We start from the raw sequence: 15,625 nt of genomic DNA, 5'->3' as shown, positions 1-15,625 counted from the left end.
CGAGTTGTGCGAATTTATTATAAATCTCCTTGCATTTGCAAATACATTGCCAGCAATTCCTCGGTCCGATTGCGCAAACGGACCTTCAAGTACTTCCGCTTTTCTTCGTAGCCTCTAAAGTGGAATTCATACACGATGAATAAATCGTCTTCTTCGATCTTCAACACCTTATATTTCCGTTCTCGAATATAAGCGTTCGTTTCCCGCAAATCTTTCTCCACCGTTTTCACCGCTTGATCAATCAGTTGCAGATACGGCCCAGGTAATTTGAAGTCGCCTTTTTCTATACGCTCTCGGTCCTTCAATAAGATAGTCAAGACCATCGGCAAGTAGATGAAATTTTCGAAGTGATAGATATCGTCTCTGGACATTAATGCGCTCATTGAGTTTACCTCCAGAAATTTAGTGAAACAAAAAGCCCCCTATGCAGGGAGCAATTTAATCCTGGGCGTATGCAAGAATCACTTCATCTGTGATCACTTTGTTCGAACCAGGCTTATATACTTGGAACCAAGGTTTTCCTTCTTCATGAGTAAGGTCAACTAACTGCCAAGCTGTCAAATCACAATATTTCATTAAAACATCATGTATAACATTTATTGTTGTAGCTCCGTGCTCAGAGGTCAAAACCCTCATGAACGATGGACTTACACTTAAATCAGATGAATTAATTATAATACTGTCATCTTCCTCATAAGGGATTTGCTGTGAGCCATACTCCCTGAAGAAATCATAAACCGTCTCTACGACAGGTCCGTGTTTCCAAGCGTAAATTGGATCTTTAAATAATTGCTCTCCCGTTTTTATCAGAAACTTTTCATATGACAGGTACAACAATTTTTGTAATTTCAAAGGACTCATTGGTGATACAGTTAATATATATTTCGCGATATCTATTGCACCAAGTTTTTGCTCAGCTGTGATTAAGTCGATAAACTCTTCTTTGTTGTGAGTCACAATTATTCCTGCAAAATAAGAATCCGACTCCACTACAGACTCCCATTCGGGCGAATCTGTTACGATTTTGTGTACACCAAGCTTAATATCTCCATGCTTCTTTTTTAATTGGCTAAGAAATTTTTGAACAGTGGCTGTCTCAAAATTATCTTCACTATAATGCCAAGCAATTCGGAATCCTTTGGTATATAGGCTGGCTATTGCGATGAAGTGTTTATACATTTCATTTAACCTCCTCTATCCGCGGTAGATCATGATAATTCTCTACCCACTTAGTATAACCTTGTTTATGTATAGAATGCGAACAAATGTTACTTTCTGTATCTTCCGGGTTCCAAATTTGCAGTTCCCAAGGAAAATATTGATTATTGCCATTTGTAAAATATGCATGAGTTGCTTTGTAATCATTTTTAGATGCGTTATAGATTCTAAATGACTCTATACCGACCGTTTCGCTTATATCTTTAATTACGGCGTCACTATGATTGAAGTTCTCTATCCATACCCTTACACCAAATAAATCATTCAAGCATTTCTTAATATTGACTCTGCCTTTTTCATTTTTATCACTCATATAATGCAGGAGTTTGGCTACTCTTGAGTCTGGTGCTTTAATTCTCATGTTCATATCAAATTCTAATCCGAAGAAGTCTATAGCTGGATCATATAAAACAGGAATTAATCCCTCGCAGTAATCATCCATATAGTTGAGGAATTTTGTATCGAGAATCAAATTTTCTTCATCACTTGAATCTGATACAGCTGAGCAAACGTGGCGAATTTGTTTGGTTTTAAGGTTATAGGTATTAGCAATTGGATCCAGCCAGGCTTTCGAGTGTGTATTATGTAGTAAGTTCATATGTGTTATTAAACTCGTTAGTGAACTGATATCGACTAATTCTGTCTTCACATTACACCTCCGCAATAAATATATCGGCAACTTTTCTCTATTATAAACAACAAATTAACTAATTCATATATTTAGTCAAATAAAAAAAGCCCCCGGCCGATGTGGACGAGGGCTTTCAGCATCTTACTTACTTCTTAATGATTTTCGCTCCGGTGGACGGTGCAACATAAATATTACGTTTGCCTTTGCTCGTGTTGATTGTCACGACATTCGACATTGGTTTTCCCAGTACTTCATATTCTAATCCCCCGAATCGTTGAGGAGTTAGGCTCCAGTCGCTGTTTTCAGCTATTGGTTGCACATTTGTTCTGTACGTTCTCCAAGTGGCCGCGGACTTTGGCAATTGCACATATTCCTTTGTTGCTTTTGCTTTAGCTGCTACGTCTGTTTTCTTAACCCACGAAAGAATTTCCTTCAATAGAACACGGTCTGACTTAACCTGCAGCACAGTATACTTTCTGCCTTTCACGCTGGCAGGAATCGATTCGCCGGTGGCGTATTTGCTGGCAGATGTGCTCAGTGTAACAGACTGACCTTCTTTTAATTCTACTCTTGGTGCCGGTGCAGAGACTTGCTTCACTTCTTCTTTCACTGCGGCACCTTTCGCTTGGCCAAGCTTGATGATCTGTCCGATTTTCAGATTCTTATAATCGACCGTCGGGTTAGCAGCAATTAGATCCGCCACTTCGATGCCTTCCAGATTATTGGCGATATTCCAGAAGGTGTCGCCTTCCTGAATCGTATAGAATCCAGGTACTGCAGTTACAGGTGCTTTGTGGTCCAGGAACTTGAATGTTGCCTTGTAGTCGAATACACAGCACGCTTTCCAAGAATACCCTGGCATTTCATGATGTGATTTATCTTCATAGCCAACTTCATCAGCTTCAAGCGCCGCCTGCAGCTCATCGATGGTCGCTTTCACATAATCCGGCAGCCTTTCATTCCGATAGTCTCCAGCCACACAGATGCCCAATGAATAGTCATTTGCATTACCGGCGTGATATGTGCGACGGTCGAAGTCATGTGCCCAAACAATACGTGCTCGTTTGCCGTCTGGTGTATCAATCACATTTTTCGGTTCAATCACGATTGCATAAGCGACCCCTGGCCAGCCGTTCGCTTCGATGTGGTATTTGGCAAAGCTAGCTGCATCGGATCCAGTTAAGTGCGAAAGCGTAAGGGAGTGGTGCCATACCCGGGTGCTGATTTTCTTGTTCCGCGGACCGTAGTTCCGAGCTTTCGGCAGGCTATTTCGCAAGTCTACTAAATTCGGTAACGCTTTGAAATTCTTCATTAGTATTTCTCCCCCTTCGATTCACCATCGCGCTGCTTCACGACTTCATATAATCCGGTGGCCGTCAGCCCAGCAAGAGCACCAGCCCATAAGCGTAAAGTTAATTCCAAGTCACTAAATGGTTCTGCAGCAAAACCAACTAACAAGCCGATAAACAAAGCAATAACCGGCACGATATTAAGCGGCGTGTTCACCGCTTTTTTTACAACTTCCGTTAGTGCTGTGATGATCGGTGTTAATATCGTTACCAGTAATAGAATTTCTGTCATTGCGTTCATAATAAATTCCTCCTTTTATTTTGATGCCATTTCCAAAATTACATATAAGATACTGCCGGAACTTAATAGCAGGGCAGTTACTTTCCCCGCGTATTCCCAAAACTTCTCGGTTTTTGTTTTCTTTAATTCATGCCTTCTCGCATTTTCTTCGTTTTTAAATCCCGATTGCGCTTTGATCAATTCGAATTGGTTTTTGATTGTGTCACGGAAAACATCTTGTGTGGATTGACTGGTTTTCCATATTGTGTTTTCAAGATTGACGTAATTATTCTCCACTTTTTCCATCCGCTGTTCCAAAGCAATAATGCGCTCACCGTGGTCTTTGACTGTATCAAACATGGATAGATCCTCTCCTTTTGTCCCTGACATCCTTAACCCCCTCTGTCTCTGTCTTCGCAAAACAAAAAGAGCGCCCTAGTGGACACTCTCGGTAAATGCTTATAATTTTAAGTTTCTCGTGCGGATCATCGCTTGCTCTCGTCTTTCGATGAGGTATTGTCTTTCTTCCACTTTTGTTATCGGATAGTAATCGACCAGGCTGCCACCGATATAATCTTGCTTGGTTTCATCAAAGTTAAAAACGATCCGCACAACTTCCTTGCCGTTTTGTTCAAACCGGATAATGCACCGGTCTTCCGGCTTGTCATAGAAGACCCAGTTTTCTTTTATTTGTACCTGCATTTTGATGCCCCTTTCCCCTAACTGATTTATTCGACATAAGTCTCGAAAAAACCTTGTCCTGTGGATACGGAAAAAGAGCACCTGAAATTAGGCACTCTTTAAGGGTAAAACCGAAATTGTCACTACCGAGAAGTTGGTTCCTACTGCCATGTATTCATTCGTAAATTCTTTTGCGATCCCATGTTATCGACTCTTTAACAACTTTTGCAGGCAGTCCTGTAGCTATGCTATTTACAGGAACATCTTTTGTCACAAGTGACCTGATGCCAATGATGCTATTAGATCCGATGTTGACACCTTTCAGTATTTCGACATGCGCTCCAATCCACACATGATCCTCAATTCGAATGTCTTTCGCGTAATTTAATCTTTTATTAGTTTCTAAGTCAAGAATGGAGTGAGAGTCACCATTCCTAATATCAACACTAGACGATATCATACAATCGTTTCCTATTTCTATTTTGGAATTAGGCTCGGTTACAGCGATGTGCGCATTTTCTATCGTAGTATCAGCGCCGATTGAAATTAAACAGTTTTCATCTTCAAACCATAACTCGCCCGATTTGATAATACATTCTTCCCCAATAATTAATTTATGACCGGTACCCCGCATGAATATTGTTACGTTTGATATTTTTGCGCCTTTCTTTACCACTACCTCGTTTGAGTCGCCAACAATATCTATTCTCACATTCCTTAAAAATGCTTTTTCATTAATAAACTTGTTGTTACTGCCTTTAATAATTTTGGTGTTTTTAGGAAGTCCGTGCTGTAAAAACGAAGCCGTTTTCCATAACCCATAATTATTTTTTATTTTCTTTTTTAACGATTTTTTAAACTCCAAAAAAAACGCCCCTCGCACATTTATTTACCTAATACTAACATATACGAGGGTCTTTTTTATTGAAAATTTAAAAATGTATTAAAATCACTCGAAAACAATAGTGCGGTGTTTTTCTCCATCTATTGCAGTGTTATCTATCCAAAAAACAAAAACTCGTCCGTTTTTATCTGGACCGTGCACAGAAGACACTCCATAAGGCGTTTGCCTATCCCCGCCATCAAACTCCCATAGTGTGTAATAATCTTTTCCGTCTGTCTTGAAAACACCAATCTTACCAGTTCCCACGCTTGTATAATCGTGCGAAATTCTACTACCAAAATATGCGTATGGCGATGCCGTATTGTGGACGATGCTTGGCTGAGAAGTCCATCCGAAAATATACTCACCAGGAGCATATAAATACTTGAAGTCAAGATGCGCTACGAAGTTAGCGGGTGTAACTCCTTCGCTTTGTCGTTCATATTTATACGTGCCAATGACTTCTTCTTCATCCGTTCCAAATAACACGCAATCCGGCAAGGGGATGATAGTAGTCATGCGATATCGACCCTTCGCATGAGTTTCCCATGTATCCCCGAAATCCCTTGTCCAATAAATTCGCTGACTTGCATACTTATCACCTGTTGCAACCCAAATTAATTGTTCGTATGGGTCGTATACAATTGAATGGGTATGGTCAATCACTTCAAGTTGTTCTGGCAATAGGCTGATTTTAAATGTTTTTCCGTAATCCGTTGAGATAAATACTTTGTTGCCCAATGAACCAACAGGCAGTTTATACTCTCCCACCAGCAATATATTGTTATACACATACGCCCTTGACGTGTTTGTATGATGCCCTTGCCCACTAAGTTCGCTAGTTAATAATTGAAAGTTCCCTTCAGTTTCATCACTTAACCAGATACTACCATTGTCCAAAACTACAAAGATACTGCCGTTTTGCAACTTAAAGACATAATCAAAGCCATTCGGAAATGTGTGTAGGGTCTCGAATGTTATGAAATCGACTGTTTTTTGAAGTGTCAATCCTTCGTAACAATACACAACCCCGTCATGCGTGACCTCTAAAACATTTTGATTTTCATACTCTGTCACTTTATTTATCGGTAAATTTTCATACAACTTGCTTCCTGTTTCTTGGGGAGCTGCATTCTCCGTTCGAACCATTAGCTTTATTGTTTCTTTTGTGATGTTAGCCATGTTTTCCGGATAAGGAACAATTGCGGGTGCCGATAACGTGTAGAATACCTCAATATTTGCATTATCCACAAAATCTTTGGCATCATCTAACATTAAAAACCTATTTTTTTCTGTTACGAGATAAAGATTATTGGCGTTCTTGGTATGCCATCCAATGCGAGCGATATCATCCCAGTTCGAAGCCACCAATTCGAATTCACCGTTATCGAATTCGCCTGTTACAGATGTGTTTAGCGCGTTAATTCCCGGCCACAAATCAGCATTAGGGAAGTGGGTCTTTGATATTACCAACAAATCCACGTTAGTCCCTCTCGTAATCGAACTAACTATATCACCTTTTAACAAAGTTCGGCCAACTTCTTTTACAAAGCCATCTGCTGTAAATGAATTCCTGCCTTGAGGTAAATCAAGTTCTGCGAATTCTTCTGAAAAATCTATTTCAGGCAGGGTTTTTAAATCGATGATTGATTTTGTGTTAGCCGATAAGTCATAAGGATAAGGAGTAACCTCTGGTACGGCTAAGCTATAATAAACCTCGCCAATAGGATTAGTCCAAAAATACTCTCTCATCGCTACCTCAGTTGCAAACCTATCCTTTGTTATAAATAAAAACAAAGTAGTAGAGTTCTTAGCGTGATATCCGGCATTTTCTGATCTGTCCCATCCGTTATTAATAATGCGGACTTCACCCTTATCAAATTCACCTAATACCATAGTGTTCTCCATAGATTTATTTGGCCATGCGACAGCGTTCGGGAATCTTGTTGATTTTGTAAACGAGATATAGTCTACATTAGCCCCTTTCACAAAACTAGCGATCATAGGCTCTTTTAAGATAACGTGTCCTACTTCTTTCGTAAATCCATCTTGAGTTAGATAATTCTGCCCCTGTGGCAAGTTTAACTCTTCGAAATTGCTTAGCAGTTCGCTGTATGATAACTTTTCTGGTGTTATCGCTTTCGGCTTGACGTTTTCAGAACCTACTGCGTTTAATCCGACAACCGCAACTGCTCCTCCTGTAAAAAGTTGTTTTGTTTCAGTATCCATTTCGTTGACGTTGATTGGTTGAATATCGGTATTTAGTCGAACCTCTTCTTTTTCTGCTTTATCTGCCAACTTCTCGGTAGTTTTTTGGTTGAAAGCACGTAGACTAGCCTCACCCATTCGTGCTAAAGCGACCTCACTATCCTGAGTTACAGCTGCTACAGCAACATCGAAATCTTGCTGCATCTTATTTGTAAACTCTGTCTGAGCTGCTTCGAATTGAGCAACTGTCTTGCCACTGAAACCAACATAATCCAGGTCATCAGAACTTCTTATGAAGAATAGTTTCCCTTCATATTCACTGGTTGGGAACTTTTGTCGATAGGTAGCATCAGCAGGATCTGTGACAGTGATCTCCATCCACATCTCACCATGTCCTATGTTCTCAGAAATTGAAAATTGTAAGGTACTATCCGTTACATTAAAGCTACCCGAAGTCTCATATACAATTCCCTTCTGTCCGATGATTTTTACATTGATGACTTTCCCGGATAGATCAACAACTTCACCTTCTGAATTCCTTGGCGTGAAAGCAAGTGTGTCAAAGTGTCCTTGTCGTAAAACTGTTGCCCCTTTAACCATATCAAGCCGGGTTATATCTCTATTTATCATAATTGACCTCCTTTTTTGTCAAAATAAAAAAGCACCCAGTTAAGGTGCTTAGGCTGTTTGTTGAGGTGTGGCCAATATCATATCTGCTTCTGCTTCTGTTAAAAACTTAGGTACACAGCGACTAATATAAGCTTCATCAACTTTTTTCATAATCCACATGTTCAGTAAGAATCCGTACATTTATATCCCTCCCATGAGTGACATATCGATAAGCGACAAAAGAGCGTTTTCCATTTCGTCAAGCCGCCTCTTATATATTTCCAATTCTTCTCTTTCACTTAAAGCTTGTTGGTCCCACTCAGCTCCGTTAGCCAAAATGAAAACATCCATATTTCGAACCCCGCTAAACTTAAAGATTTCATGACCATTTGTATAACCGATGATATCGGTCTCTGTCTTAATAATTTTTTCGGCCTCGTATACTTTGTCAGCAACCTTTAAAGTTTTCATACTAGTACTCCTCACTCATAGGTTATTTCCAGTCGTGCCGTCTTGCTCAATTTGACATATGAGCCACCATTGATTCCAAGTCCCTTATAAGAGCCATTCTGAAAGCCTGCGTGAAACGAAGAAGGTAACGTAATCCAGCGAGTTTCTCCTACCTTGATGCCAGCTGCGTAATTGACCGACTGCAGAGATACGTTACCCGAGGGCCTACTTGTTGACCCGTGCGGACGGATGACCACGTTTTGTGCGGCATACGTTCCTCCAGAAAGTCGTGTGATTTGTAATCGGATCCTCTTGATGGTTTTACCTGTCACATCACTCGATGGTGCCGTTCCAAAGATGAAGGCGCCGGTAAATGGGCCGTATCCCGACCAGGAGCCTTGTGTTACAGCATTTCCGTAATTGGAACCAGAATCCCATAAGCCGCCGAAGTCTGCTCGCCATGTACCGGATCCGGAATTGGCTGAATATGTTTTGGTTGCTTCGACTGGTGTTGGTGCTGGTGGTGTTGGCGGTATTGGGAATGTCCAGGATCCTTTTACTGTGCCGCCTTGATATTCATCATAATCAGCAAGCTCTCCTGTTGGCGCTGTACCTGCGCCCGATATTCTACCTGTTCCAATTGCTCGGAACGCAAATTTTTTAGCGGTTCCACTCATATTTGTAGCATGGGCAGAACCGCCCTGCGCTGCACTTATTCCGTAATCGATATTATTAACCACGGTATTATCCACATCCACATGCCCTAAAGCTCCCACCCGAACAGCGATTTGTGTACCGCCAGAAACACCGTTTATTTCACAATCCCGAACTGCGCCTGCACCAAAACTATAATCGACGGCTGCGTAGGTGTCTGTCGCATTAATTTTCAAACGATCCAGATAGACCGAAGTGCTGTTATGTTGTACAGTGATTTTCCCGAAAACCGTATTCTGTCCGCCGTCATTGTCAATGGTGATGCTACCATTTCCAATAAAACCCGCGACCATTAACTCCTCATGGAAATCATGGTTATACGCCAATACAATCCGAACACTGCCATCGAAACTTTTAGGGATGCGATTGACGGCCTCCTGTATTGTTCGTAATGGGGCATCCCATCTTTCGGTGCCGGTATTCTCGTCTGACGGCTGGACACCATCAATCGCTTCCGAAGCAACCCAGAATGTCAACATCATTCCACGAAAATCTGCGTATTCCAGTTTGTTTGGTGCGTCCAGATAACCGACACGCGCTTCTTCTGTTCCGAAGTAACCGGCTCGCAGTTCGGATGAAAGTTCACCCGTAGCACTCAGCACCTGCAAGATTCCTTCTTTGTTATCTTCGCCGCCAAGAATGATTTCAGAGCCACGGATAATGCCGGCAAATGTCAGGTTTCCAAATTCGTCTACAAAGAATACATCGCGAAATTCACCAGTATCAGTTGGTCGAGATTGAATGTAAATTCCTCTAGTCGCATTGAATTCGGTTTTTACCAATCCATCTGTTCGATCAATCGTCAAACCGAACTCCGGCGACATAGTGACACCGTTGTATTGCTTGCCAACAACGACACCGCCAATTTCAGCAGCACTTGATGGTGCAAACTTTTTCCATGTGTTTGTCTGGAAGTCGAAAGTGTGAGGCACATTCAGAACAGTGTCTGCCTTAAAACTTGTATCTATCCAGACGGTTTTGGGTTGTCCTGGTGGAGGAATATCACTTTCAATAAGCTTCACGCCATAAAGTCGCTGTAAGGCTCTAAATGTACGCTTGGCATCCTCTTCTGAAAACGTCTCCACTTCTCCGATGGTATACGTCTTCAAGTCAGGATTGACTATCGAACGTTTAATACCGATTACACGTGCAGAAGCATAAAGCGGCGGAGAGAACTGAGGGTTCTTTATAAATAAAGAATACCCGAGAGTTACCTTTTCACCTTTGAATGTTTGTTCTATGGAAGCTGCAGTAATCTCATATTCCATAACAGCCGCAATTCGTTTGTTAAGCTCTGTCTCTGTCAGTTGATCCAACCGTTCTTGTGTCATCTCTTCATCGTTGCTCTCTGGCACATAAACTCGAGTAACATGCTGATTCTGATCGTTCCACCTTTGGAAAGCTTCCTCATTTTCTACAATCGAAGTAAGATAGGTGCCATCTTTTCTTGTCGGTCCGATACCAATCAAGCGTGTGGCAATACGGCCGGTATGCTCAATTACATTAGTACTGATCAAATCCCGTCCATAAACAACTTCCTTAACTCCTTCTTCGCCAATTCGCACCAGGAAGTCTACATATCTGCCAGTAAATCTTGTTCCACTTAACTCTATCCGAACATCAATTTCAACCTCAAAGGTCTTAGCTAATAACCGCAGGAATGCATATGCTCCCATGTGTTCTTCTACAACAACTGAACGGATCCGAATATCTTGAAAGACTCCAAGTCTGTATTTTGTATATTGCAAAACTTCGCTAGCCAATTCTTCCAGAGTACCTGTATAGGTTCCGGGACCAACTATATAAGCAGTATCCATTTCTGTGTAAGCTGCTGTTCCTATAACAGTTTTTTCATCGTCGATTGTTTGAGTTTTGTGAATGATAAATTCATGAAATCCATTTCGTTCAGATGGTATAAGGAAGCGTCCTCGCTTAGAGAAAAATTCAGCCTCCTTAATATGGGAGTCCATCGAAAATGTGAAAGAATGTTCGCCTACCAACTGATGGATGTGTTCATCAAAGAAGAACGTTCTGTGCCCACGGTTATTCAATTCACCAAGCCGAGTATTTGTTTGCGGGTCAATCGCTATGATTTTGGTCATCGGCTTCTCTCCCTGGTAATCACTCGTCCCTCAACTTTATCATCAGGTTGCATAACAAGAGTTGTTCTTCCTTTTGGCAAATCAAAGTAATCACTGAAGTGGTCCTTCAGGTCTTCTCGGACTTCCCCGTTGATCATCACAACACCTTCAATCGTGTCGATTACGATTTTATCGTCTTTTTTCGCCATGACTGGAATGCCTTCTGGAGGATCATTCAATCTCCACACTTTTAAGCCGCCAATTCTCATATCGGCTTGACTCGTACTGGTACCCGGCCATTTTCTGATGGCGACTTGAATCTGAGTGATTTCATTCATATATTCATTGGCTTTGTCTGTATAAACGTACCAATTAGATATCTCTTTATGGACGCCTTTTGAATTGACAAGTGCAAAGTAAGGTCTGAATCGATTACCATCCCGCCATAGACGAATGATGCCTTTAAAGTTGTTCCAGTTATTCGGATAGTCAGCCGATTGGTGCTTTTCAACTTTGCGTCCATCGACATTTCCTAACTGAAATTTTGATTGGTTTCTTTTGATAGTACGCCAAACGTCTTCCATCCCAATCTTTGCAACCGTATTACTAAATGCATCTAGAAAATAGACTTCAATCATTCCAGTCTCCTTGGAAACATTGAGCAACTCGATTGGAATATCCGCTTGGAAATTTTGAACTGGTTCCGGTAATGATCGGCGCACAGAGGGCCCTTGCCAAGCGTGAGGTTCTATAGCCTCACCGAAATTTTGTGCTTCAAATCCAGCTTGGGTAGCAATCATCGTTCCGCCTACATAGCCATTGTCTACAGTGCTTGCAACACTCCACCCTAACATTGTTTGCATCGTGTCATTAAGAATTAACGTGGTTCTGTTATATACTGGTGAAGAAATTGGAGCTGGTTCACCGATTCGGAAGTAAGCTTTGTCAGAAATGATATCCAAGTGAGTAATATCCTCTTTCACATCGATTTCATAAACCGGAGAAACTTCAGCATTTCCATTATTAGCTATCGTTACAATCCCGTTTTGGAAGTAATCGATGTTTTGACTGCCATAAACATGTGGATCTGCACAGATGAAATTTAACGTAACTTGCCCATATGAATTCATTTCTCTAGTCTCAATATCACCATCAAGCTCGGCCATGTACATCCGTCCCGATTCTTGTTCAAATTCCAGTGATTGAGGTTTTTCCTGAACAAGCATGCCGGTTAACTCATCCAACATATCGAGCCATTCGTCGTGTGACGAAGCTTCTAATTCTACTATTGCGGTTATCGGTCTAACTCCGGTTTCGTAACCTCTTGATTTTCCTCCTGGAAGACCAGGGACCATAATAGTCTTCCTACGTATAGGCGCTATTCTTCCGACTTTAAGCGAGATTACTGAAACACCTTTACATTTTTCACCTGCAAAACTCATTCCTCTGCCATGCATAATATCACCTCATTCCCTTAGCTATGATGGCTTTTCAATTCCTGTTTCAATTTTTGGCTTTCCTTAACGTATGGAGCTACCATCTGTCCGACTTTTCGTTCACTCATTACAATGTCATGACCCGCTTCCGTAGCTTCCGCAATTCTTAGGAGCGTCTGAACGATTTCCCGGGTATTTTCTATTCCGTTTTCTTCATTCGTATTCTGAGTATGACCAGCATCAATGAACCTCATCAAATTCGCTTGTTGAGATTCAGTCAGCACCATTTCATTTCTAAGTAACCGCGCATCAACTTCATTGTGCATTGGAGCATTAAGCATGGAGTTTAAACTATCCATTACGCTGAAAGCTGGACCGCCTGAATGCAATTTAGGTAACGATGGACGACCTGCAATTCCACCTGAATGGTAATCTAGATCCGGCAGCCGTTTTAATGACTGACCGCCTTTATTTCTTGCAGTCCCGCCGACTGTTCGAATCGTTACGGTTTTTGAGATGCCTTTGCCTAATTCAGCATTCATTGCACCAGCTGCGCCAGTTATGTCAAACACCTTTTGCCTAGCAGTTTCAAGCGCAGAAATCTTATCGTTAATTGCGTTCACAGCTTGTCGATACTCCCCTGTATTCCTTGCGCTAACAGGTGTATTCTTTTCAAGTTCCCGGCGTTCTTGTATTAATTTAAGCTTTGCATTATCTATGGCTTCAAGTTCTTCACCTTTTTTAGAGTTTAAACCAACTTGCGCTAGTGTAATCTCAGCTATCTTGTCTTTAGCTTCCTGAAGCTTGCCTATCTGTTCATTAGTTAGGTCAAGTTCTTCCATTTTTTTAATGATCAATTCAGCTTCTTCAGCTTTCTCACGTTTGGCGCCTTCAATTACCGCTTCTTGCTGTGATATTTTCCCTTCCAACATAACTGCTTCACGATCGTCTCCTGCTGCTTTCGCTTCGTTATACTGCCTTTGATAATCATTAAGCGAAATTTGCGCAGTCAATATTGTTTGATCAAGAATCCCTTTATTTTCAGCCAACCCATTAATCTCTTCTTGCAGCTGCTTCTGAGTCCGTAGATTTTCCGCTTCATTAGCTTCCGCTTTTGCTAACTGTGCTTCTAGCTCAAGCTCAATCTTGCGTGCCATCTCTGCATTCAACCCTTTGGCGGCATCAGTAGAGTCCAACAATGCATAACCTTGATCACTAATTGTTACAGTAGCCTCTGGCATAACAGCAATCAGATCATTATTGAGTTGTAGAAATTCGTCAAATTCCGTATTAGTTAAAGTGGATTTTTCAAGCAATGCAGCTTGTTCGTCTTTTAAAGCCGTAAGGATAGCAGGGTCTGTGGTTTGTTTCATCAGGGCATTAATATCAACAAATCGTTGAAGCTCGTCACCAGTAAGTGACATAGATCCTTTCAATTCATCAAATCGAGCAACGCTATTTTGGAGTTGTGTTTGTTCCTCAACAAGCGCATCGGCTGTTTCTAGCGTCACTTCATTCATGCCTTCTTTCGCTAATATAGCCGTCCCCACTACTCCGCTTAATAATGAAATACCAATCACGGCTGCTCCAACTGGTGTAAGAGCAAAAGCAGATAGAGCAATAGATAATTTACCGAGTGTAGAAAGGGCTAGTGCAATACCTGAAGTTATGGCCGCAAAAGATAGAGTCAATTTAATACTTTCTCCATCAAATTCACTAATCCACTCAACAAATTCACTACCAAGTTCAATGATTTCCTTGAATATCGGTAAGAATTCATCTCCGATTTTTATTCCAAGAGTCTCCATTGCACCGCCAAATTCCTCCCAGGCACCTAGAACATTATCCATCATAATGTCTGCAGTTTCTTTAGCAGCTCCTGCACTGTTTTCAAGACTTTCAGTCATTTTATCAATAGTCTCAGGTCCAGCGGCCATTAGCGAGATCATTCCTGCTGACGCTTCAGTACCTACTAATTTCGCAACAGTAGCAACTTTTTCTGCTTCTGTCATACCTTCTGTCGCTTTTTGAAGATCCCTCACGATTTCCGATAGACCTTTAGCATTCCCTTCTGCATCTCGCATAGAGAAACCGAGTTCGTCCATGATTTTTTCTTGTGCCTTTGCCGGATTATTTAAAGCGAGTAAAGCCGCTCGTAAAGCTGTACCTGCTGAAGAACCATCGAGACCAGCATTGGTCATTACCCCAATACCTGCAGATACTTCTTCGAGAGATATTCCAAGAGCACTTGCTACTGGTCCCACATATTTCAATGCATAGCCCATGTCTTCCATGCCTGCTGCGGAAACGTTCGCGGTCATAGCTAAAATATCAGCTACGTTCGATGCATCTGAAGCTTCCATTTGAAATGCATTCAATGCTGATGCCACAATTCCGGATGTTAACGCAAGGTCCGATCCTGATGCCTCAGCTGCACTGATTACACCAGGCATAGCAGCCATTACTTCATTAACGTTGAAGCCCATAGCAGCCATATCTTCCATACCAACTGCAACTTCTGATGCGGATTTAGATGTAGTAGCACCTAAGTTCATAGCAGTTTCTTTTAACTTTTGAAACTCGGAATCCGTAGCCCCCGAAATAGCTTTTACACGACTCATTTGTTTCTCGAAATCTGCAGCAATTTTCACAGATCCACCAATACCGGCAAGGACTGCACCACCGACAACTAAAGAAGCTTTTTGAATGCCTTCGAAGTCACGCGTCAGGTTCTTACTGGAGTTGGATGTCTTGCTCAACTCTGAACGGGCTTCACCCATTCGTTCTCTGAACCCGGACGCATCCATCGTAATTCGCCCTCTTAATTCACCTATACTTGCCGACATTTCTCCACCTCCTACCCTTGCATACTTCTCAGTTGTTCCACTTTGCCGCGGTCGAATTTATTCATATCTGCCGTTGAACCTTTAGGCAGGAAAGGCTTGATAAAGCTTCTGTACTCTTTGTCTTCCATCGTTCTGTTATTGGAAGCCATCATCAGATTCAGCAAAGTGATCTTCTCGAGATTTTGTTCGGTCCTTTTCTTCTCAATTAATACTGGAATATCTACCATATAAAAGTTGTTTTCAATATCCACTTGCGTAACCCCTAATATCGAACTGGCATTCAATAAAAAGTCATCAGT

Annotated in this window: 15 protein-coding genes; all 15 read right to left on the bottom strand. The window is 41.5% G+C overall.

Annotation, left to right across the window (positions count from 1 at the left end):
* Positions 1–17: 17 nt before the first annotated feature.
* The gene (locus CXF70_RS11735) at positions 18–383 is read right to left on the bottom strand and encodes a YhjD family protein (RefSeq protein ID WP_101802832.1); all 366 of its coding nucleotides are present in this window, start codon (positions 381–383) and stop codon (positions 18–20) included.
* Between the two features lie 55 nt (positions 384–438).
* The gene (locus tag CXF70_RS11730) at positions 439–1,179 is read right to left on the bottom strand and encodes a Panacea domain-containing protein (protein ID WP_101802831.1); all 741 of its coding nucleotides are present in this window, start codon (positions 1,177–1,179) and stop codon (positions 439–441) included.
* Position 1,180: 1 nt separating this feature from the next.
* Positions 1,181–1,867, bottom strand: coding sequence for a hypothetical protein (locus CXF70_RS11725; RefSeq protein WP_101802830.1), 687 nt, complete (start codon positions 1,865–1,867; stop codon positions 1,181–1,183).
* A gap of 127 nt (positions 1,868–1,994) precedes the next feature.
* Positions 1,995–3,161: a LysM peptidoglycan-binding domain-containing protein gene (locus CXF70_RS11720; protein WP_101802829.1), complete on the bottom strand. Its 1,167-nt coding sequence runs from the start codon at positions 3,159–3,161 to the stop codon at positions 1,995–1,997.
* The gene (locus CXF70_RS11715; protein WP_101803044.1) at positions 3,161–3,430 is read right to left on the bottom strand and encodes a holin; all 270 of its coding nucleotides are present in this window, start codon (positions 3,428–3,430) and stop codon (positions 3,161–3,163) included. The genes CXF70_RS11720 and CXF70_RS11715 overlap by 1 nt, the downstream gene beginning before the upstream one ends.
* 24 nt (positions 3,431–3,454) lie before the next feature.
* Complete coding sequence (locus CXF70_RS11710; protein WP_101802828.1) at positions 3,455–3,808, bottom strand: hypothetical protein; 354 nt, start codon at positions 3,806–3,808, stop codon at positions 3,455–3,457.
* A 69-nt stretch (positions 3,809–3,877) separates the two neighbouring features.
* Positions 3,878–4,120: a hypothetical protein gene (locus CXF70_RS11705; RefSeq protein ID WP_101802827.1), complete on the bottom strand. Its 243-nt coding sequence runs from the start codon at positions 4,118–4,120 to the stop codon at positions 3,878–3,880.
* A 154-nt stretch (positions 4,121–4,274) separates the two neighbouring features.
* Entirely contained in the window at positions 4,275–4,964 is a 690-nt protein-coding gene (locus CXF70_RS11700) for an acyltransferase (RefSeq protein ID WP_101802826.1), read from the bottom strand.
* 84 nt (positions 4,965–5,048) lie between these two features.
* Entirely contained in the window at positions 5,049–7,820 is a 2,772-nt protein-coding gene (locus CXF70_RS11695) for a hypothetical protein (RefSeq protein WP_101802825.1), read from the bottom strand.
* Positions 7,821–7,868: 48 nt separating this feature from the next.
* A complete protein-coding gene (locus CXF70_RS18540; RefSeq protein ID WP_255400089.1) occupies positions 7,869–8,000 on the bottom strand; it encodes a hypothetical protein in 132 nt (43 codons plus the stop codon).
* Entirely contained in the window at positions 8,001–8,270 is a 270-nt protein-coding gene (locus CXF70_RS11690) for a hypothetical protein (RefSeq protein ID WP_101802824.1), read from the bottom strand.
* Positions 8,271–8,281: 11 nt separating this feature from the next.
* Complete coding sequence (locus CXF70_RS11685; RefSeq protein ID WP_101802823.1) at positions 8,282–11,065, bottom strand: phage tail spike protein; 2,784 nt, start codon at positions 11,063–11,065, stop codon at positions 8,282–8,284.
* Entirely contained in the window at positions 11,062–12,501 is a 1,440-nt protein-coding gene (locus CXF70_RS11680; RefSeq protein WP_101802822.1) for a distal tail protein Dit, read from the bottom strand. The genes CXF70_RS11685 and CXF70_RS11680 overlap by 4 nt, the downstream gene beginning before the upstream one ends.
* A gap of 17 nt (positions 12,502–12,518) precedes the next feature.
* Positions 12,519–15,326 carry a phage tail tape measure protein gene (locus CXF70_RS11675; protein WP_101802821.1) on the bottom strand — a complete coding sequence of 936 codons (2,808 nt, stop codon included), beginning with the start codon at positions 15,324–15,326 and terminating at the stop codon, positions 12,519–12,521.
* Between the two features lie 11 nt (positions 15,327–15,337).
* Entirely contained in the window at positions 15,338–15,577 is a 240-nt protein-coding gene (locus CXF70_RS11670) for a hypothetical protein (protein WP_101802820.1), read from the bottom strand.
* Positions 15,578–15,625: the final 48 nt, after the last annotated feature.

The sequence above is a fragment of the Planomicrobium sp. MB-3u-38 genome, assembly GCF_002836425.1.
Classification (GTDB): Bacteria; Bacillota; Bacilli; order Bacillales_A; family Planococcaceae; genus Planococcus; species Planococcus okeanokoites.
Note: the sequence above shows the minus strand (reverse complement) of the source record. Positions and strands in the feature narration are given on the sequence as shown.

Coding starts and splice junctions, on each gene's coding strand:
- CXF70_RS11680 (WP_101802822.1), bottom strand. CDS start 12,501: ATGCATGGCAGAGGAATGAGTTTTGCAGGTGAAAAATGTAAAGGTGTT.
- CXF70_RS11675 (WP_101802821.1), bottom strand. CDS start 15,326: ATGTCGGCAAGTATAGGTGAATTAAGAGGGCGAATTACGATGGATGCG.
- CXF70_RS11720 (WP_101802829.1), bottom strand. CDS start 3,161: ATGAAGAATTTCAAAGCGTTACCGAATTTAGTAGACTTGCGAAATAGC.
- CXF70_RS18540 (WP_255400089.1), bottom strand. CDS start 8,000: ATGTACGGATTCTTACTGAACATGTGGATTATGAAAAAAGTTGATGAA.
- CXF70_RS11710 (WP_101802828.1), bottom strand. CDS start 3,808: ATGTCAGGGACAAAAGGAGAGGATCTATCCATGTTTGATACAGTCAAA.
- CXF70_RS11715 (WP_101803044.1), bottom strand. CDS start 3,430: ATGACAGAAATTCTATTACTGGTAACGATATTAACACCGATCATCACA.
- CXF70_RS11690 (WP_101802824.1), bottom strand. CDS start 8,270: ATGAAAACTTTAAAGGTTGCTGACAAAGTATACGAGGCCGAAAAAATT.
- CXF70_RS11735 (WP_101802832.1), bottom strand. CDS start 383: ATGAGCGCATTAATGTCCAGAGACGATATCTATCACTTCGAAAATTTC.
- CXF70_RS11685 (WP_101802823.1), bottom strand. CDS start 11,065: ATGACCAAAATCATAGCGATTGACCCGCAAACAAATACTCGGCTTGGT.
- CXF70_RS11705 (WP_101802827.1), bottom strand. CDS start 4,120: ATGCAGGTACAAATAAAAGAAAACTGGGTCTTCTATGACAAGCCGGAA.
- CXF70_RS11730 (WP_101802831.1), bottom strand. CDS start 1,179: ATGTATAAACACTTCATCGCAATAGCCAGCCTATATACCAAAGGATTC.
- CXF70_RS11695 (WP_101802825.1), bottom strand. CDS start 7,820: ATGATAAATAGAGATATAACCCGGCTTGATATGGTTAAAGGGGCAACA.